Origin of the sequence: Brucella sp. TWI432 (genome assembly GCF_039674445.1) — a bacterium.
GTDB lineage: Bacteria > Pseudomonadota > Alphaproteobacteria > Rhizobiales > Rhizobiaceae > Brucella > Brucella chromiisoli.
In genome coordinates this window covers 1-18,235 of sequence record NZ_JBDJNL010000010.1, presented here as the reverse complement: position 1 = coordinate 18,235, position 18,235 = coordinate 1, and the positions used below count along the sequence as shown (strand labels likewise).

The window sequence follows — 18,235 nt, the reverse complement described above, 5'->3', positions numbered from 1 at the left end:
GTTCCGGCCCTTATTCCGCTTCCGTGGGTAGAGGCTTCCACTGGAACCCGGCCGACTCCATGTCGTTCCTGAAGTCGGCAACCATGGCAGGGAGTCGCGCCTTAAGCAGTTCTGTTAATTCTTCTTTCGGCAAGCTTAACTGCTCGTCGGTTGCTTCAGGCCAACTTGCAGAAATTCGAGCGGCTGCAAAATCGCGCGTTTTGCCCTCACTAAATGCGGTGGGGATTTTGTGGAATGAGCACCGAACCGTGTTTAACGCGTCTGCCCATTCATTGGCGGTCTTTTCATTCTCAAATGGGCATTTGTGCCATTCATCGGTAAAGCCGACTAAAGTGTATTTTGGCGCGAATTGATATTCGCCCGGCTTGCCGTTGTTGCGATGTGCAACAGCTGTTACCGCAAATGAGCCGCCTGCAGGGTCAGAGTAATGACAATGATCCAGCTCATCCTGAACCATGCGTGACATGATGAATTCAGCAAGCTTTCCCGAAAGCGTATGTGACACTGGGGAGTCGGCAAAATAAACGACGTGTTCCCAAGCCGTCGGCTCGCCTGCTACCTTACCCCAATGGTCGCGATTGCTGGCATGGTACACGGTATTGGCGATATAGTGCATAGGCGCGTCAGTGCTAACAAGGTGCCATTTAATCAATGGTGCCAGTTCAGGAAACACTTTCGCGATCTCCTCATGCGCCGCCCCGCCGCCCCATTCCTGCCATTCGCGGCGATGATAACGGTCAATGTCGCATGTGATTGAAAATGTGTTGTGCCCGTTTCGACATTCATCATCAAAGCGGATTTCGACAGTCATTCTAAGCTTGTCGCCGCCTTCCTGATACTGACGGCTAGCGCTCCACTTTTGGCTCGTGAATGTTTCCGGCTTGTAGTTTTTGCCGCCAATGGTACGCGCAAACATGCGACCTGCTACACCATTGATCGAGTGCGCGTATTCTTCCGAAATAATAGGCGAGTGAATCATTGTCTTTTGTCCTGTTCGGTCGTGGGGCAAGCCCCGAATTGAGCCACAAGCGGCCATGGCATAGGCGGAAGGGTTGCCCGCCTATGATGAAAGCGGCTTGCGATTATGCGGCTTGAGCGGGTATTTCGACTTCTGGTTCATTCATGAAGTCCGGCACGCCTTTCCCGTCACGCCAACGCACCGGAAACAAGAGTCCAAACGCATATGGCGCATCGATAAAGCGGATAACAGCAGCGTTTCCTTCGTCGCCATAAATCGAAATCAAACCTTGTTTCGTTTCAGTCAACTCTTTCGCGGCTTTGCCAAATTCGGCCAAATAGTCGGCATTGTAAGCGCCCGACGACGGCTTTTCGACGTTAGGCATGACACGCCGCCATGCTGGAAATGTCCCGTCGACAGTAACATTGTAAGCGGTCGCGACGGGGTTGCGCTCGTGATCCTGAATTGTTGCGGTGTTGCCTTCAATGGGAATTCGGCGGTCTCCCTGTTCGCCGCGGATCGCCTTGCAGGCGTTCAATGCGGCTTTGTCCAGCTTAACAATCGGGCTTTCTCCCTTCATTGCGCCGTTTTTGTCCCAAACACACATAAGCTTGTGACCATCGGTTGCGACCATGATAACGCCGCCTTTTGCATGGGGTTCGAAATGAACGCCTTGCAGGTAATAGCGAGTTTTTTCCGTCGAAACGAAATCGGCAACGACGCGGAATAGGCGGGCATTAACGGAAACAGTAGACATAGTATTTTCCTTGCGGTCGTGGGCATATAGCCCGGTTTAAGGCGTCAAGGCGCCATGACAGGGGCACATGCGCGCCCATGGCAAAGAGGCTTGATAGTGGGCGGCCTAAAGGCCGCGCCGGTTACTTTAGGAGGAAGGGCAAAACCGCCAAGATTACAGTTACAGCGACAATAAACATTCCGCCGATACGGATAGTCATCCGCATTTCACTGTTTGCAATCTCTGTTCTGAGGTCGGTTTTCGTTGCCATGCTATCCACTATATGCGCCTTTGCTTCAATCGCAAGGGCTATAGCGTCCTTTGAGGACATGCCGCGCCTCACCAGCGCTTTAGCAAACAGCATCGTGTCGAACTGTTCCGCCATGCTTAATCATCCTCATCGAGAATGCAGTTGCAAGGCTCCTCGGGATCGATATCCAGCTCACAGGCAATTTCTGCCGTGGAAACGTCAAAAGCCTTACCATCTTCATCATAACCCACTTTCGGCGGGTTCATCAGACCGGCTATGCAATCTTCGCCTGTAAGGCCGTGGTCAATGACATAGACGTCAGGAGAGGGCGAAGCACCCCAGACAAGGGCTAGAAGAATAAAGGTTTTCATTTTCGGTTGTCCTTGCGGTCGTGGCGTCTAGCGCCGGGGGCATGCGTTAGTGTTAAGCGCCTTTTAATGCATCGTTCAGGAATGCGGCCTTTGCGGCAATAGCCTGACGTCTGTCATCGCGGCGGACCTTGCCCATGTTGCCCATGGTCACAATCCGGTTGCGGCGGCTGTTATCGTTAGCATGTTTCATGGTGTAAACCCCTTTCCCTTGGTTAAGCATTCGGGCAACCGCCGCGAACGGCGGAAACCGGAAGGCTTAATTGCTTTCATCGATCAACATAAAAAGGTGCCTTCTAGCGTCTTTCGCATAGAGACATGCGCCCTCTTGATAATACCTCTTCACATCCGCGCTTGTCGCATCCCTAGCTGAGATCGCATTTTGTGCTGCGTAGCGTTGAAAATGACGTGCTTTGTTTTCGATAGCTGATAGGGAATTCGAACGCATTTCTTAGTCTCCCATACTGCGCATCAGAGAAAACTGCCCGTTAGCGGGTAACCAAAAGGCTTAGTCTGTGAATGTAGCACTTATGCTTTCAATCTCACTGGTTCGCACAAACTCATGCCTGTGCCCCCCTTCGGAGAACATGAATAGCCATGCGCCGCTAATCGATAACTCGTAATGTTTGAAGCTTTGCCCGCTCTTAGTTACAACGTGCCAGCCTGTAAAACTGTCATGGTCATAATCTGATACCGTGAAAGGCAGTTGCATGTCATAACCCTCAATATGCGTAACGCCATGCGGTGAACGTACCCTTGGTGAGATCAAGCCAGAAGCCCGACTTCGCACATAGATAGCGAACCAATCCGTTGTCGTTCACATTCCACGCTGTGGCGTGACCATCTTCAATGGCAAAGCCCATCATTTCAGCGGCATGATCATAATTCTGGAACTTGATGCACTTGAGCATTTTGGTTTCTCTTTTCAGTCGTGGCTTAGGGGCTTGCTTGTTCAGCCGTGGTCTAGAGACCATACCCGGTGCCGTGGTTTCCTTGCGGTCGTGGAAGGCGTTTGTTTGTTTCGGCTTCCATGGTTAGAATGTAGCATATAGCTACAGTTATGCAAGAGAAAAATGTAGCCGAATGCGAAAAAAATGCATCCAATGCCACAAATGACTACATCGAAAACGCTGGTATGTAAGGGGTAGAGCGCGCTACCCACTTGTGGGTTCTGTAGCTGTTGGCTTAATCGCGACTCATGGCTTTGCTTGTCAGAATGAGCACTCCCCGCGTATATGTCGGCTCATACCAATAGCATGGCGATATGTGCGCAACACTGCACTAGCTAGGCATATCAAGCCGAAACGCCCTTGCCTTTCACCATCGCGTTCAGCATCAAACACACCTTGCCTGCTACCCATGCGCCCACACGAGCAAGCCATGCCAGACCAAGCCATGGCCATGGTATGAGGGGTGCAATAGGTGATGCCATGCATAGGCCTGAATGCAAGGCTAGAAGCCGTCATATGCAAAGCCACATAGAAGCCCAAAGAGAGGCGCCTGTTGTGAGTAGGGCATGCCCACATGATTAGATGTAAACACGAGCCCATGACCCGCTCTGGGGCAAAAGAGATGCATCGAGAAACGTTAAGGGACCGTATAAGGCATGCGTAGCCTGCGGGGCGCAGCACCCCAGATAATCGGCGAAGTTATTCGTTTAAAGGGGGTTCCTCCCTTTGAGGGTTAGAGGACAGCGCTAATTTATTGAAAAAACAGGGAGTATTTCGGATTATGACCAGTGGAACGTGTGACGAGTACGGGCTATTTGCAGCTGTAAAAGCTGGATTACACACATTTTCTATGATGGCTCGACGGACTGGCCGAACTACTCGAATGATTGATCGCATAAAAGTTGGAGATATCCTGATCTGCGGCACGTCAGACGATAGACGAGATCTTGAACGGAGATTGCGAGCGGCGGGCAAAAACGACGTTAAAATCGTTGTTCAAGACCCGACAAAGCGTTTCGATAAGCCGAGCCTTCGGACGAATGGCGAAGTCCACTTCGATCATTGGTGGGTTGAGCAATACCTCGCACACGTTTTAAGGGGCGCCGAAGCGGATCTGCTTCATATCCGAGGTGCAATTCAACGTGCGTATCGTTTGGAAGATGGCCTCGCTCCAGAAGTTGGCCGCGGCTTCCCGTTGTATTTCCTACCCGAAGAATGGAAACGCCAAGCGGAATATCCAAAATAAACGTTAGAGATGGCGTCATTTGAGGCCAGGTCAGAGCGTTGAGTGCGTAAGCGATGTAGCGTACGGCCCGTTCAAACCACTTGACGAATTTGACATCTGCAACTCATATGGACCTCGCAATGTCCTGGGGGCTGGAGGGGCTGTTCCCTCCACAGGCATAATTGAGGGTAATATGCGGAAGTTAGTTCTAGCTGCGGCGTTGTCATTCTGTGCAACGGGCGCAATGGCGGCTGATTTGGGTGTTTCTTTTGAGTGGGGACCGACGAAGAAGTGTTTCGATCCGAAGTCACCTCCGATTGCAGTCTCGGGCGTACCTGCAGGGACTAAGACACTTGAGATCAAAATGATCGATAAAAATGCGACAGGTTTTAATCACGGCGGCGGCAAGGTTGCATACTCTGGTAAAGCGCAGCTGCCTTATGGTGCGTTCCGTTATAAGGGACCATGTCCGCCAGATGGCGTTCATTATTACAAGATAACAGTGAATGCTCTTGACGCGGCAGGCAAAAAGCTTGCTTCAGGATCGGCGACGCAGCCATTCTCGAAGTAATCTTTTCGACAAGAACGATTAATCAACCCCGCTTTGGCGGGGTTTTTTTATGGAGGATTTATGTGGGGAATTGCCTTTTCGCTGCACCCAAGGGACTGGCGGCTCGGCTGGAGCGACGCCATGGATACCGACGCACTCACCGGACGTGAGGTTTGCGTGGGCAAATGGCTATTTTTTGGCCCTATCGCTTTAACCTACGATTACGAATAGCGCTACCTGCTTAGTCTGCCTTCGCCTAGCAGTAGGGCAACGCACTTTGAATGCGTCCGCCTTGGTTCGAATCCAAGAGGCAGAGCCATTAAAAATAAAGGTGGATCATAATGTTAGTAAATCTTGCTAAGATCGCAGTTGATGTCTTCACTCTCCCTGTCGCGGCTGCGGCTGATATCGTTACCCTCGGCGGCGAGCTGACAGATCGTCACGAGCCTTACTCCGTTACGCGCGTCGAAAGCATTACTGAGAACAGCGAAAAGCTCGTTCACCCAGATCACGACTAAGTCGCTTCGGCTGCATCTATATCCGCCTTGGCGGATGTGCACGAGGGGCGGGAAATTTCCGACTTGGCTGGCCGGGAGCCCAGGACCAAGACTACGTTCGCGCTGAAGAAGCAACGCCGCCGCCCCTGTCTGCTGCGAAGCAGGCTCATATAACGGCGTTAAGCGGGTAATCCCGGCATCAATCTTATATTTTTGGAGAGAATTATGCGTTTTGGCTTCCGTGCCATGGCGGCAGCACTGCTGTCGTCTATTCGAGGCTTTTTCTCAGGCTCAGCATCACTCCTAATTAGTGATCCCGTCCCGCACTACCGTAAGCGTGGTGCAAGTACGCGCATTCGTACTGGTGGTCGCCGGTACACTCCGAACGGTCCCCGCGAGGTCTCCCGCCGTCTTAAACAGATTGCGGAAGGCAGGCTCACCGCCAGCAATGGCGTAGTTTGAGCCTTAGCCGCCGCCATATGGCTCCATCCGATGCAGAAGCGCCCGACAGGCCAGAGCCGTTCTACGGTCTGCGCCGCGCTTTTTAATAGCGATCAGGGCATTTGCAGAGATGTCCAGCAGCCTAGCGCACTCCGCGTCGGAGCGTGCGAGGGCGGCGGCTTTCATTTCATCGATCCAGTCTTGGAAATCTTTAGGCGTCATCGAAGTTACTTTGATGTTTTCGTCGGTGAGTATCCAATTACCATTGATTTTTGGGTGTAGCAACGATGGCCGGTCCTCATTACAGCGTCGACGTCCAATACAAGGGATCAAGTGCGTTCGATAAGATGATCCGTACCATTCAGTCGCCGGAGCTGCGAGCAGCAATGGCACGAGGTATTTCTGAGCACGCTGACGAACAGAAGCGACAGTCTGTGACGCGCATTGCCGCCACAACTGGCGTCCCGAAGGGGCGCATTAACACCAAGACAAAAGTTATACGTGCTTCGGCTTTAAATCTGACCGCGACTGTACGCACCGCGGACGAAGCAGTTTCGTTGGGCCGTTATGGTCGGCCGGTTTGGAACCGTTCGATGCCTGGCGCCGAAGCAACTGGCTGGAACGTGCGACGGATTTTCCGCAAATCTTTCATGATTGGCAGTGACGTGTTCGTCCGCACCACCAAGAAGCGGAAGCCTTTGAAGAAGCTGCATATGGCGGTTCTGGCCAATGAGCTTGCAAAGCCCTCGCGTCCTAACGTCCCTCAAGCACAGGCATTTGCCGTGCTCGACATGGAAAAGCGAGTGACGCGCCACGTCACCTTGTCACTCGGAATGTAGGAAATGTCATGGCCAAGGCTGCAAGCGTCGGCGGCGTTTGGATTCCCGAAACTTGCAGCAAAGCAGATCTTTCGAAGCTTCTGGGAATCTCCATCCGATCGATCCGAGATCTCGAAGTGACCGGCATTCTGGTTCCTGCGGCTGGCCGCGGCCGGTACGAAACTCTCGCATCAATCCAAAACTATCTGCGAAGATTGCGTGAGCAAGCAGCGGGCAGAGCGACCAAGGGCGGGAATAACCTCGCTGATGAGCGAGCTGAAGAAACGCGGATCGATAAAGAGATCAAGGCAATCAAGCTTGCGCAGCTCAAGGGCGAAATCCTCACACTTGATGAGGTTTCGGCAAGCTGGTCCGCTTTCGCAGGTGTGATTAAGGGATCGCTTTTAGCGCTGCCCAGCAAGGCGCGTACGAGCATCCCTCATCTCACTGCCCACGACGGCGAAGTGCTGCGCGAAATGGTTCGCGACATGCTTCTCGATCTCTCCGACGAGGTCGAAGCGAGCGTGATTGCCGGAGACAAGGGGTCTTTCAAAAGTGGCAAGTAATGCAGTCCACGTGCTGGCGCGTGGCTTGGCGAAGGCTTTGCGCCCGCCAGACAAGCTCTCGTACTCGCAATGGGCTGCTGAAAACTTCCGATTAAGCAAGGCGTCGTCATCTGCGCCAGGTCGTTTTCGCCCATGGAAGTACCAACGAGGAATCCTCGACGCAATTGGTGACCCGACGATTGAACGGGTTTCCGTGATCAAATCTGCCAGAACTGGCTATACGGTCGGCCTGGTTGCAGCTATCGGCGCAATCGCGGTCAATGACCCGTGCCCCATTATTCTGCTGATGCCTACGGACGATGACGCCCGCGGCATCGCTGTTGACGAAATCGACCCGGCATTCCGCGAGAGCCCAGCGCTCCGCGAAGTCATGCGAATTGGTCGGTTTGATGGTCGCAACACTCTTACTCAGCGCTCCATGCAAGGTGGTGGATCGCTGAAAATCCTATCGGCGCGCGCTCCGCGTAACCTTCGCCGTCACACAGCCAAAGTGCTGCTGGCGGATGAAGTCGACGGCATGGAAATCACCAACGAAGGTGATCCAATCAAGCTGGCGGAAAAGCGCACCACGTCTTTCGCTGATCGCAAGATCGTAATTGGCTCTACGCCTACTGACGAAGCAAAGTCTATCGTCCTCAAAAGATACGACGAGTCCGATCAGCGAATCTTTGAAGTGCCTTGTATCCACTGCGATATGCGTTTCGAAATGCTTTGGCAGCACATCGACTGGCCACGAGGTGAGCCTGAAAAGGCGGTCTGCATCTGCCCGCACTGCGGTTCTGAGATCGAGGAGCGGTACAAGCCGCAAATGGTCGAGGATGGTGAGTGGCGGGCGATGCGGCCGGAAGTCAAAAACCATGCTGGCTTCCGTCTAAACGCTCTCGTTTCTCAGTTTGCGAACGCTTCTTGGGCCAAATTGGCCGAAGAATACGAGAAGGCGGTTAAGAACGGCCCTTCCGACATGCAAGTGTTTTACAACACGGTGCTTGGTCGCGTTTGGTCTACAGCAGTCAATTACGTCGGCGCAAATGAGCTTCTAACCCGTCTCGAACCATTTGGCATCGAATGGGACCACGAGGCTGACCAATGGCGCGAAGATATCCCGGAAGCGGTCGCTTACATTACTGCTGGCGTTGACGTTCAACCAGACCGTTTAGAAGTGGTTTTTATTGGTCATAGTCCAGATCACCGCTGGATTCTTGGTCACTACATCATTCGCGGGAATGCAACGCTGCAATCAACGTGGGATGAGCTGGACGCCTTACTCTCAACGGAATGGAAACATCCGTTGGGCGGCGAAATTGGGGTTGAAGCGGCTTGCGTGGACTCTGGCGACGGTAACATGACGCAACGTGTCTATGACTTCTGCGAATTCACGATGTCTCGTCGCATCGTCGCTATCAAAGGCCAAGCAGGCCCACATCCTGTTTTGAGAGCCAGCCGAAATAAGCGTCGAAATAGGACGGCAACCCTCTACATCGTGGGTGTTGACACTGTGAAAACAGACATTCTGGTCAATCTGCCGTTGGAAAAGGGCGATCAACAATCGTTCCGGTATTCGAATTCGCTTCCACCGGACTGGTTTGATCAGTTCACGTCAGAACGGCGTGAAATCAAATACGTCAAGGGCCGTCCGGTCATCTCATTCGAACGCATCGGTAAAAAGCGCGCTGAAGCACTGGACTGCACAGTCTATGCCTTAGCGGCCAAGAACCTCTGCCGGTTCGAATACGAAAAACGATACGAACAGCTCAAAGGCAGCAATGCATCGGCGCGTCCGAGCTTGCGTGAGCTCTCCAAAAGACTTCATGGGTAGGGCAGTTCATGACAGAGGATACAAACGGCAAAATGCGGGTTCGCGTCCCTGCCGGAAGCAGGCACATCGAGCCGCAAGCCGCCTATTTTAAGAACGAACGCAGTCCTTTTTTCACATCATGGCGACCGCAGCTACGTGAACAGTATATTGATGTCCAGAATTCTTGGACAAAAGCAGCTGCTCGCGCCATCGATAGCGTCCAAAACTCTGGATTCGTCGGAAACGGCGTTTCCGTTAGCACCGGAAGTGTGGTTGGCGAAGGGCTGAAGCTCGCTGCTCGGCCTGACGGCGACACACTAGGTTGGGATCGAGACAAGGCTGGAGAGTGGGGCCGGAAGGTAGAAGGAAAGTTCTACCTGTGGGCCAACAACCCACTTGAGTGCGATGCTGGAGGCAAAATGACCTTCGGCATGCATCAGCAAGCAGCCTATGCGTCCTACCTGACGTTTGGCGAGATCCTGAGCCTGCTGCCACTCATCAAGCACAAGCATGCAAAGTCGATGACGAAGGTGATGCTTATCCCTCCGTCACGTATCGAAGACAAAAGCGACGTTGAGAATGGCGTATATCAGGGTGTGAAGGTCGATGAATGGGGCAATCCGACTTCTTACTTTATTCGGCGCAAGCCTGATGGGGTGGGCATGGAGAGCTCGGTCGAAATTCAGGCGCGGGATGCAGACGGCCGAAGAAATCTACTTCACCTCTTCGATCCGGCTATCAGCTCTGCTCGTGGTATATCTCCTTTGGCGAATGTCCTGAAAATCGTCAGACAGGTCGATCAATATGCTGATGCTACACTAACCAGCGCGCTTATCCAGACGATCTTTGCTGCTACCCTTAAAACGGACATCAAAGGCATTTCTGCTTTTGATGGTCTTTTCACAAGAGAAGACAGGAAGGGGAAAGTCAGCGACTATAATTTATCCGATTTGGCAGGCGCGCGCGGCGACTGGTACGATGGTGCAAGTATTGACCTGACGCAGCATGGGCGCATTGCCCATCTATTCCCAAACGATGAGTTGCAATTCACGGAAGCCAAGCAGCCCGGTCAGCAATACGACCACTTTATGGGTTGGTTAATGCGTGAAATCGCGGCTGGCTTTGGCGTTTCTTACGAAACACTGACAGGCGACTACCGTGGTGCAACTTACTCCTCGGTTCGTATGGCCGGCGCAACGGAATGGCTGAGCGTTATTCGTAGACGCAACAACATCATCATCCCGTTCTGCCAGTCGGTCTACGAAACATGGCTGGATGAGGAGATTTTTCAGGGTCGGATTGAGTTTCCAGGCGGCTATGAAGCATTTCTCGCCAATAAAGAAGCTGCATGTGTTGCCTCTTGGAGTGGCCCAGCAAGGCCGCAGGCTGACGAGTTCAAGACTGCTCGTGCGTTTCAAGTCCTCAAGGACATGGGCACAACGACCCTTTCTGAAATCTGTGCAGCCTACGGACAGGATTGGGATGACGTTGCGCGCCAGCAGAAAGCAGAAAACGACTACTTCGCCAAGCTTGGGCTCCCGCTGCCATGGAGAAATCTGGAGCAGGAAGCGCTGGACAAAGAGCGAGACGACGAAGAGCTCGGGCTGAAAGACCTTGGCGACAGTGCGGGTGAGAAAAAAGACAAGGGTTCGGGGAGAAAGAAAAACCGGAACGGCGATGACCGGACCGGAGAGAACCCAGACCGAAATGAGGAAGAGTGATGGCTATCGATTATCAAGCCTTATTCGGTGACGAGGTTTATGATTCATGTGCAGCTCTGAAAGCACTGCGTCCGGCCCTCATAAAGCTAAAAGTCGAGGGGCAGACTACTCGTGTTTCCTTCCGCGACCGCACAGTTGAATTCAAGGCGGCGGATCTTTCCGCCTTGGAATCCTTAGTCTCTCAGCTTGAGGGAGAATGCGCAGCGGCTAACGGCCGTCTTGGGCCACGTCGTGCAATAACAGCCGGCGCTCGATACAGGTAAGGACCACCCATGAAAGTTCTGGAAGCTGCGCTTTCGGCGCCATGGCTCATTGTGCCTCAAAATCTGGAAGATATTCTTTCGATTGCCGCGCGAGAGTATCAATGGACGCCAGAGGTGCTTGAAAAGTACAGGTCTCGCCCGCTGGATCGCTCAGAGCGTGCCACGCAACGAGATGGCGTCGCTATTCTCAATGTGCACGGTGCGCTTTTTAAGCGTGCCAACCTGTTCGTGGAGATGTGCGGTGCTACGTCATATGACATCCTCCGTCGCGACCTTCAGGCCGCACTCGACAATCCTTCCGTCAAGGCAATTTGCCTGAACATTGATTCACCGGGCGGTATGGCTTCCGGCTGTGATGAGCTGGCCCAGGCGATCTACGAAGCTCGCGGTAAAAAGCCTATTACTTCGTATGTGACGGGCATGGCCTGTTCAGCTGGGTATTGGATCGCTTCGGCTGCCGACAAAATTGTCTTGAGCGACAGCTCAATGGTCGGGTCGATCGGTGTTGTGATGACAATTCCGAAGAGCGGCGACAAGGGCACGGAAATTGTGTCCTCAAACGCTCCAGGCAAGCGGCCCGACGCACAGACTGACGAGGGTAAAGCTCGCATCCAACAAGTTGTAGACGACCTTGAAGCCGTCTTCATCTCCACGGTCGCTCGCAATCGCGGCGTCAGTGAGGACACAGTTAAGCAGAAATTCGGTTCTGGCGGGGTGGAGATCGGCAAGAACGCCGTTGCCCTCGGCATGGCCGATAAAGTCGGACAGTTCGAACAGGTTTTAGCTGACCTTCAGAAGTCCACCTCCACCCCTTCCAGTAAAATTTCGATCAAAGGAGAAGGCCCTATGGGTGATATTGCCCAGAAAAATGGTGAGCCTGCTGATGAAAGCCTGACAACTCAGGAAGAGCAGAAGCTAACACCTCAGCCAGATGCTGCTGCGCGCATCGAGGCCATCATCACTGCTGACGCTGCGGCTAAAGCTGGTCCATTCGCTCACTTCTTGGCGTTTAAGACTGACCTCAGTGTGGAAGTCGCTATCGATGCAATGGCGTCGGCCGAAAAGGCTTATGCGACATCGCCAGTGGCGCAGCCTGAAACATTTGAGCAGCGCAAGGCGAGTGCTGGTGCGCTCGGTCTCGCTCCGCTTGAATCTCCAAGGGCGATGGGAAATCCTTTGCAGGCCGCCGCAGACAAGCTCAACGCAAACTTCGCCAAGTGAGGCTAATCCATGGCAAAAGTCTTTACCGAAGGCCGCCACGCGGCTGAATTCATCCTCGAAGAGCTTGGTGTGAGCTTTTCGCGAGATAGCATCACCATCCCAGCTGGTACGGGCGTCATTGAGCCAGGTACGGTGCTTGGCAAATTGAAGGCCACCGGAAAGTTTGTGCCTTCTCCGGTTGCCCAAGCTGTTCCGGCTGAGGGTGAAGATCCTAATGACGGATCGGAAAATGCAAGCGCGATCAATATTTATCGCGTCGACGCAACCGATGTTGACGTCATGGTCGCGGCCATCGTTCGCGGTTCTGCCGTGAATGGAAAAATCATCACCTACGATGCATCCGTTGCAGACGACGCAGCCATCACTGCGAAGAACGCGCAACTGGCTGATGTCGGCATCATTGTTCGCTAAGGAGCCTAATAACAATGGCTGAACTTACTCTCGACGTCTTTAACGACGACGCATTCTCCGTAACGTCGTTGTCGGACACGATCGACAATCTCATCTATCGCCCTGGTCGCATCGGCCAGCTCGGTCTTTTTGAGGATGAATCCATTAATACGACCACGGCGGCGTTCGAACTTCGTGGCGATATCATCACTCTGGTGGCGCCTACGCCGCGCGGTGGTCCTGGCGTTACAGTAGCTAAGGACAAGCGCTCGATGCGCGCGTTCATCGTTCCTCACTTCCAGATCGATGACGCCGTGTATGCTGAAGAAGTACAGGGGATCCGCGCCTATGGAACAACTTCTGCATTGGAGCAACTGAGCGGAAAAATCGCTCGGCGCCTTCAGCAGCATAACAACAGCATGGGTGTCACTGAAGAATTCTCGCGCCTTGGTGCTGTGAAAGGCGTGATCACCTACGCAGATGGATCGACGCTCAATCTCTTCGATGAATTCGGAGTTACGCAGGAAGGCACGATTGGTTTCGATCTATCAACATCAGTGAAGGGTGCGCTCCGCAAAAAGTGCATGGCCGTTACTCGAACAATGGCCGGAGTACTGGGCGGAATCCCATTCGGTGGAATCCTTGCTGTGTGTGGCGATGACTTCTTCGACGCTCTCATCGCAAACGAAGAGGTGCGTGAGACCTACCTAAATCAGCAGGCCGCGAACCAGCTGCGCGACGCTTATGGTGACGGCGGGTCGAACGGGATTTACGGCTCGTTCAAATTCGGTGGCATCACATTCGAGAACTATCGTGGTGCAATTATCGACGGCAAAACCTTTATCGGCACCAACGATTGCCATATGGTGCCACTCGGCGTATCGGGACTCTTTAAATCATTACGTGCCCCTGCTGACTACATCCAAACAGTCAACACGATGGGGATGCGCATGTATGCGAAACAGTATCGCATGCCAAATGACAAAGGCATCAATCTCGAAGTTCAGACCAACAGTCTGCACCTGTGCAAGCGTCCGAAAGCTCTTCTCAAGGGTGCGAAATAAGGATCTCACATGTTCAGTAAGTTCGCGGAATTCGAGCGGCTGATTTCCGACCGCGTCGATGATGTCATGGGTGAGCGTACGCTCGTAACCTATTATAAAAAAGCGGAATTTGTTGCCGAATCCGTGGACCTAGAACGTGAGAAACTTGAGATCGTCGGCGTAGTTGATTTCACGCCGACGGTTCCGCAGATGCAAGACAGAGGCCGTTATGACGGCTTCGTACCTTCGTTGGCTGGCGATAAGATCAGTGTTTCCTACAATGTCGGAGCGTTTAAAAGCCGCTCAGATTGGCCTGTGGTGGGCACGGTCATTGAAACGATGGATCGCCCGGAAAACTTCAAGTTGCGCGTCACGCGCGCAGATCCCGACGAATTGGGCCGCATTGTGTGCGTGTGTGAGGTGAAGAAATGAGCATCCTCTCTCAAGCCTTGGTCACGTCATTTCGTAAGATTGTCACTGGTCGCACGTGGGCCGGTCAAGAGGTGCATGAACAGCCTGTAGATCCGTTGGCTAACGTGCTTCGCGCTGACGGTAACACACCTTCACCTGTGGTCGCAATCTACTGCGACGAGGTCGCTGGAGGCCCAGCAGGCCGTGAGACGCAAAGTGGAACGCAGGGCGTATCTCTCCACGTTTTCGCTTATTTGCCACCGGCAGGTTTTCATGTTCCTGACGGCAGCGCAGAGCTGGGATCTGCACAGGCTGGTTTTGCTCTGAACCTGCTAGGCAGGCAGATCGATGCAGCAATGCACTACGGTCACGATGAGTGGATTGCTCTCTGGCGCCGCCTCGTTCCAAGGATCAATTCGAAGAAATCCCGTTTTGTGCTCTTAGAGATTGAAACCGGTGAGCGCGTACCGACCCTTGAACTAACTTACGAACTTATGGCCGTTGAAGAGCCAATGTTCGGCAAGCCGCTGTATGCGGCATGGCTTCAGCTCGACACTTTACTGCGCGCTTCTCCTGATGGTGCCATTGTCGCCGAATACATCAAAGCAGCGATAGAAGCGCCAAATGATCTATTAGATTACGAGCGGTTCCGCGCAAATCATGCGCTGACATACTCTGAGCTCGAAACCACCGGCTTTGCGCCCGTAATGATTAAGGAAACGCCTGTTTTGCAAGGCGTCAATCTCGTGGAGCAAAGCCCCGATCGAAACGGGGGCTGACCATGGCACTTGAATTTCTCCAGTCCCTTATGGAGCAGCTCGTTGATGTCCAGCGCCGCATGGGCGGTGTTTCAATGAAGGGCAAGGCCTCTCCAGACCACATCGATCCCAAGTCTGGCAAGGTGCGCTTGATTATTGGTCAGGATGACGACGGCAAAGACGTTTTGTCCCCGTGGGTTCCATATGCGCAGACGGCTGGAGCTTTGAAGATCCATTCGGCGCCGTCAGGGGGGCAGACAATGGAAATCTCTTCAGACAGTGGCGATGTGGAGCAGGGGACGGCGCGGGCACTTCACTGGTCCGATGACAACAAATCGCCCTCTGCGAAGGGTGACGAGCACGTTATCACGTTTGGCAACGTTCGTATCGAGCTACGCAATGGGGAGCTCGTGCTGAAGCTTCCGCGGCTTTTGGTCGAGAGTGGAAGCACAACCTTTGAACTGACACCTGGTGGCCTAAAAGCGGTCGCCAATGATTATCAATTTGACTGAGGTGATCCATGCCAGGTGTTGCTTGCGTAGGTGTCGACTATGCCGGTGGAGTACAGCTTGGCATGCAGGCCGCAAAGTTCAAAATTAGAGGCAAAGCCGCTGTTGTCGTAGGCGATCGTGTCGCCGGGCATGGCGAGTCGCCACATTCGAGTCCAGTCATGGCGCAAGGCACGTCTAAGTTTCGCGTATCAGGGATTCCCGTTTGTCGCGAAGGCCATGCAGCCACGTGCGGCCATACAACATCGGGCCGTCCATTCTTTCGAATTCCATAAGAGGTCACCATGCCAGGCATGAGCGCAGATACCGGGCTTGTTCTCGGCGGGTATGATCACGTCGAGCAAAGCCTCGCCAAAATCATCACGACAAGGCTTGGTGAGCGCTGGATGCACGAGTGGTTTGGCAATCCTGGGCTGCGCCTGCTGGGTGAAAACGCAACCCCGCCGAATGTACTGCTTTGGGTCAACACTATTTGGATGCTGGTCGATTTGTATGAGCCGCGGTTCAAGATCGAGCGCTTCGATTTAGATGCGATTCATCGCGATGGACTCGGTGAGTTCAGCATGTTGGGCCAATATCGACCATTTGCACACCTCGACTGGACGCAAGCAAAAGCGTTTGTGAGCGTGGCAGGCGGCACTGTCCGACTTTCTCAAGCTGACTGAGGACTAAACCAATGCCTATTGATTTAAAGAATTTGACCACTCCTGGAGTGATCGAGACGGTCAGCTATGCAAGCATCTTGGATGAAGCCATTGAAGATCTCAAAGTCCGCTTTGCAAAAGCTGGTGTGACTTACGATGTAGGCAATCTGGAAACAGATCCGGCAAAGATCCTTGTCGAAGTTTCAGCGGCACGTGAGATCATTATTCGCCAGCGCATCAATGATGCTGCAAAGGCTAACCTCATCGCCTATGCCACAGGCAGTGATCTCGATCATCTCGCAGCGTTTTATGACGTTACCAGATTGTCTGGCGAAAATGATATTCAGCTTCGCGCTCGTGTCGTTCTCGCAATCCAGGCGCGCTCGCCAGGCGGATCTTCCTACTGGTATAAGCAGGCTGCCTTACGCGCTGACACTCGGATCAAAGACGTTGTGGTTTATCGAGAGCCATTTTGGCCGGTGATCCATATTGCCGTTCTGTCCAATTATGATGGCGGCATTCCAGACCAAGCAATGCTGAGTGCTGTTACGGCCGAAGTTCTGAGCGACAAGGTTCGTTTGCTCAATGACACAATTATTGTAGAGGCCGCCGTCACTCAAGAAGTTAACATCACTGCTGACATCTGGTTGTTACCTACGGCCGGAACTAATGTGTTTGACAGCCTTGAGCAAGTTCTTCGCGATGCCTGGTTCATGGAGTCTGGCGTAGGCTTCGACTTGGAAATCTCATGGTTGGAATCTCGCCTGCACATTGATGGTGTCAAAAAAGTCACTGTAACCTCACCGACCGCCACCATTGTCAATTCCGAAGGCAAAGCAACTGCTCTCGGCACGATCACACTCAACAATAGAGGCCGAGATTACTGATGGTTGACCGTTCCGCATTGCTTCCCAGCAATGCCACGGCGCTCGAAACGGCTATCTCCGAGTCCATGGACCGGACGCCTGAAATCGGGCCCGGTGTCGTGGCGCTGCGTGGGTTTAAACACAACCCATCTGACAGAATTGTACCATTCTTGGTCGTAGAATATGGTCTTCAGGAAATTGCCGATTTTTTGCCCGACCTTCGAACAGCACTTCAGGAAGGCATTCTCTGGCAACGGCTGATCGGCACACCGGCAGCCCTTCATCGCGCGCTGCGCTGGATCAACCACGATGGTGACATTGAGGAATTTCCAGCCACCAAGCGCAAATGGTGGTGGTTTCAGGTGCATCTGCCTTTTGAAGTCAGGAATACTGATTTCGTCAGGCCGATGACGCAGCTGGTCAAGGCTTCCAAACCACTGCGATCAGAGTTTGCGCGCGTCACAAGCGGATGGGATGTCCGGGCCTTTCAGCTGAACAAGCATCGGCTCAATGGGGATGCTTTCCTCAATGACTGGTCAGGCATTCACCGCTCCGCGCATGAGCCGGTTCTTTCGCTGCGCGTCAATCGCAGGCAACGGGTCATTGTGCCGACAGGTGGTCGCGTTGTTGTCCATCATACGCAGCACATTCTTATGGTGCGAAGCGTTGTCCTCAACATACCGCGCAATCAGCCTGCCACGCGCTTTGCTGCAACCGCAGCCGTACGGGTTGATTATCGCAACCGCGCAACCGTGCCGTTCCAAAATGCGCCCTTCGTCAATCAACCGTTTGGCGCTCCGGTGCCACGTATTCAAACAGGATCAGAATAATGGCTGTGTTCACACAGGACGGTCGCACTGTCCTCGCGCAAGCGCTTCTCAATATGACTTTATTTCTCGCTGTGGGCGAAGGCGATCCAGCATGGGACAGCGAACCACTGCCAACCACGCCGGAAAAACAGGAAAGCCGGGACGCAGCCCTTTCGGGTCTTTCTGACCTTGTCAGCAAAGTCGGCATCACCCGCACCCGTGAGAAATTCTTTGTCACCCCGGACAATGCAGGCAGCATCTTAATGAGTGACGGCGCTGCTTATTCGCAGAGCGAGACGCCTACGCCTTATGTGTTTGTGCGCTTCCAGCTTGATCTGCCCGATGCAGCCGACAGCACATTGCGCGAAACGGGCATCTTTGTGGGAACGCAGTTGGCAGAAAGCGTGCCAGCCGGTCAGCAATATATCGCAGCCGCCAATGTGGTG

Annotated in this window: 28 protein-coding genes and 1 tRNA gene; 20 read left to right on the top strand and 9 right to left on the bottom strand. The window is 53.3% G+C overall.

Translation table 11 applies throughout. The features are described 5' to 3' along the window. Positions 1-10: 10 nt before the first annotated feature. The 8 genes from ABE527_RS14210 to ABE527_RS14175 form a co-directional block, all read right to left on the bottom strand. Complete coding sequence (locus tag ABE527_RS14210) at positions 11-1,036, bottom strand: hypothetical protein (protein WP_499697290.1); 1,026 nt, start codon at positions 1,034-1,036, stop codon at positions 11-13. Between the two features lie 46 nt (positions 1,037-1,082). Then, complete coding sequence (locus ABE527_RS14205; RefSeq protein ID WP_499697289.1) at positions 1,083-1,715, bottom strand: beta clamp domain-containing protein; 633 nt, start codon at positions 1,713-1,715, stop codon at positions 1,083-1,085. 121 nt (positions 1,716-1,836) lie between these two features. Next, on the bottom strand, positions 1,837-2,079 hold the full coding sequence (locus tag ABE527_RS14200) for a hypothetical protein (protein WP_499697288.1): 243 nt from the start codon (positions 2,077-2,079) through the stop codon (positions 1,837-1,839). Positions 2,080-2,081: 2 nt separating this feature from the next. After that, a complete protein-coding gene (locus tag ABE527_RS14195; protein ID WP_499697287.1) occupies positions 2,082-2,315 on the bottom strand; it encodes a hypothetical protein in 234 nt (77 codons plus the stop codon). 52 nt (positions 2,316-2,367) lie between these two features. Further along, positions 2,368-2,505, bottom strand: a complete 138-nt coding sequence (locus ABE527_RS14190) for a hypothetical protein (RefSeq protein ID WP_499697286.1) — start codon at positions 2,503-2,505, stop codon at positions 2,368-2,370. 66 nt (positions 2,506-2,571) lie between these two features. Then, positions 2,572-2,760, bottom strand: a complete 189-nt coding sequence (locus ABE527_RS14185; RefSeq protein ID WP_499697285.1) for a hypothetical protein — start codon at positions 2,758-2,760, stop codon at positions 2,572-2,574. 274 nt (positions 2,761-3,034) lie between these two features. Further along, positions 3,035-3,223: a hypothetical protein gene (locus tag ABE527_RS14180; RefSeq protein WP_499697284.1), complete on the bottom strand. Its 189-nt coding sequence runs from the start codon at positions 3,221-3,223 to the stop codon at positions 3,035-3,037. Positions 3,224-3,606: 383 nt separating this feature from the next. Then, positions 3,607-3,744: a hypothetical protein gene (locus ABE527_RS14175; RefSeq protein WP_499697283.1), complete on the bottom strand. Its 138-nt coding sequence runs from the start codon at positions 3,742-3,744 to the stop codon at positions 3,607-3,609. A gap of 401 nt (positions 3,745-4,145) precedes the next feature. Between ABE527_RS14175 and ABE527_RS14170 the strand changes: the two genes are divergently transcribed. The 4 genes from ABE527_RS14170 to ABE527_RS14155 all read left to right on the top strand — a co-directional run bounded on the left by ABE527_RS14170 (position 4,146) and on the right by ABE527_RS14155 (position 5,555). Then, positions 4,146-4,508 carry a hypothetical protein gene (locus ABE527_RS14170; RefSeq protein WP_499697282.1) on the top strand — a complete coding sequence of 121 codons (363 nt, stop codon included), beginning with the start codon at positions 4,146-4,148 and terminating at the stop codon, positions 4,506-4,508. A 172-nt stretch (positions 4,509-4,680) separates the two neighbouring features. Continuing rightward, the gene (locus ABE527_RS14165; protein ID WP_499697281.1) at positions 4,681-5,058 is read left to right on the top strand and encodes a YbhB/YbcL family Raf kinase inhibitor-like protein; all 378 of its coding nucleotides are present in this window, start codon (positions 4,681-4,683) and stop codon (positions 5,056-5,058) included. Positions 5,059-5,282: 224 nt separating this feature from the next. Continuing rightward, positions 5,283-5,356: transfer RNA gene (locus ABE527_RS14160), tRNA-Gln, on the top strand. 22 nt (positions 5,357-5,378) lie between these two features. Then, on the top strand, positions 5,379-5,555 hold the full coding sequence (locus ABE527_RS14155) for a hypothetical protein (RefSeq protein WP_499697280.1): 177 nt from the start codon (positions 5,379-5,381) through the stop codon (positions 5,553-5,555). 444 nt (positions 5,556-5,999) lie between these two features. Here the strand turns inward: ABE527_RS14155 and ABE527_RS14150 are convergent, their stop codons facing one another. Continuing rightward, positions 6,000-6,197, bottom strand: a complete 198-nt coding sequence (locus tag ABE527_RS14150; protein WP_499697279.1) for a hypothetical protein — start codon at positions 6,195-6,197, stop codon at positions 6,000-6,002. Positions 6,198-6,262: 65 nt separating this feature from the next. On the opposite strand from ABE527_RS14150, the gene ABE527_RS14145 reads away from it, so the two are divergent. From ABE527_RS14145 to ABE527_RS14070, 16 genes are all read left to right on the top strand, one after another. Beyond that, complete coding sequence (locus ABE527_RS14145) at positions 6,263-6,814, top strand: hypothetical protein (RefSeq protein ID WP_499697278.1); 552 nt, start codon at positions 6,263-6,265, stop codon at positions 6,812-6,814. Between the two features lie 8 nt (positions 6,815-6,822). After that, complete coding sequence (locus ABE527_RS14140) at positions 6,823-7,359, top strand: hypothetical protein (RefSeq protein ID WP_499697277.1); 537 nt, start codon at positions 6,823-6,825, stop codon at positions 7,357-7,359. Beyond that, entirely contained in the window at positions 7,349-9,175 is a 1,827-nt protein-coding gene (locus tag ABE527_RS14135; protein WP_499697276.1) for a phage terminase large subunit family protein, read from the top strand. The genes ABE527_RS14140 and ABE527_RS14135 overlap by 11 nt, the downstream gene beginning before the upstream one ends. A gap of 8 nt (positions 9,176-9,183) precedes the next feature. Beyond that, on the top strand, positions 9,184-10,875 hold the full coding sequence (locus ABE527_RS14130; protein ID WP_499697275.1) for a phage portal protein: 1,692 nt from the start codon (positions 9,184-9,186) through the stop codon (positions 10,873-10,875). Next, on the top strand, positions 10,875-11,138 hold the full coding sequence (locus ABE527_RS14125; protein WP_499697274.1) for a hypothetical protein: 264 nt from the start codon (positions 10,875-10,877) through the stop codon (positions 11,136-11,138). Before ABE527_RS14130 ends, ABE527_RS14125 begins: the two co-directional genes overlap by 1 nt. Positions 11,139-11,147: 9 nt before the next feature. Then, entirely contained in the window at positions 11,148-12,359 is a 1,212-nt protein-coding gene (locus ABE527_RS14120; protein WP_499697273.1) for a S49 family peptidase, read from the top strand. Positions 12,360-12,368: 9 nt separating this feature from the next. Continuing rightward, complete coding sequence (locus tag ABE527_RS14115; RefSeq protein ID WP_499697272.1) at positions 12,369-12,770, top strand: head decoration protein; 402 nt, start codon at positions 12,369-12,371, stop codon at positions 12,768-12,770. A gap of 14 nt (positions 12,771-12,784) precedes the next feature. Beyond that, positions 12,785-13,813, top strand: a complete 1,029-nt coding sequence (locus ABE527_RS14110) for a major capsid protein (protein WP_499697271.1) — start codon at positions 12,785-12,787, stop codon at positions 13,811-13,813. A gap of 9 nt (positions 13,814-13,822) precedes the next feature. After that, positions 13,823-14,224, top strand: coding sequence for a hypothetical protein (locus tag ABE527_RS14105; RefSeq protein ID WP_499697270.1), 402 nt, complete (start codon positions 13,823-13,825; stop codon positions 14,222-14,224). Next, positions 14,221-14,982 (top strand): hypothetical protein, encoded by a 762-nt coding sequence (locus ABE527_RS14100; RefSeq protein WP_499697269.1) that lies wholly within the window; start codon positions 14,221-14,223, stop codon positions 14,980-14,982. Before ABE527_RS14105 ends, ABE527_RS14100 begins: the two co-directional genes overlap by 4 nt. Before the next feature lie 2 nt (positions 14,983-14,984). Beyond that, a complete protein-coding gene (locus tag ABE527_RS14095) occupies positions 14,985-15,473 on the top strand; it encodes a phage baseplate assembly protein V (protein ID WP_499697268.1) in 489 nt (162 codons plus the stop codon). 8 nt (positions 15,474-15,481) lie between these two features. Continuing rightward, positions 15,482-15,745, top strand: a complete 264-nt coding sequence (locus tag ABE527_RS14090; protein ID WP_499697267.1) for a PAAR domain-containing protein — start codon at positions 15,482-15,484, stop codon at positions 15,743-15,745. Positions 15,746-15,754: 9 nt separating this feature from the next. Beyond that, on the top strand, positions 15,755-16,135 hold the full coding sequence (locus ABE527_RS14085; protein WP_499697266.1) for a GPW/gp25 family protein: 381 nt from the start codon (positions 15,755-15,757) through the stop codon (positions 16,133-16,135). 11 nt (positions 16,136-16,146) lie between these two features. Next, positions 16,147-17,001, top strand: a complete 855-nt coding sequence (locus ABE527_RS14080; RefSeq protein ID WP_499697265.1) for a baseplate assembly protein — start codon at positions 16,147-16,149, stop codon at positions 16,999-17,001. Beyond that, positions 17,001-17,810 carry a phage tail protein gene (locus ABE527_RS14075; RefSeq protein ID WP_499697264.1) on the top strand — a complete coding sequence of 270 codons (810 nt, stop codon included), beginning with the start codon at positions 17,001-17,003 and terminating at the stop codon, positions 17,808-17,810. The genes ABE527_RS14080 and ABE527_RS14075 overlap by 1 nt, the downstream gene beginning before the upstream one ends. Beyond that, positions 17,810-18,235 (top strand): BW3TFN family phage tail fiber component (locus tag ABE527_RS14070; RefSeq protein ID WP_499697263.1); only part of this gene is annotated, 426 nt, incomplete at its 3' end. The genes ABE527_RS14075 and ABE527_RS14070, both read left to right, overlap by 1 nt.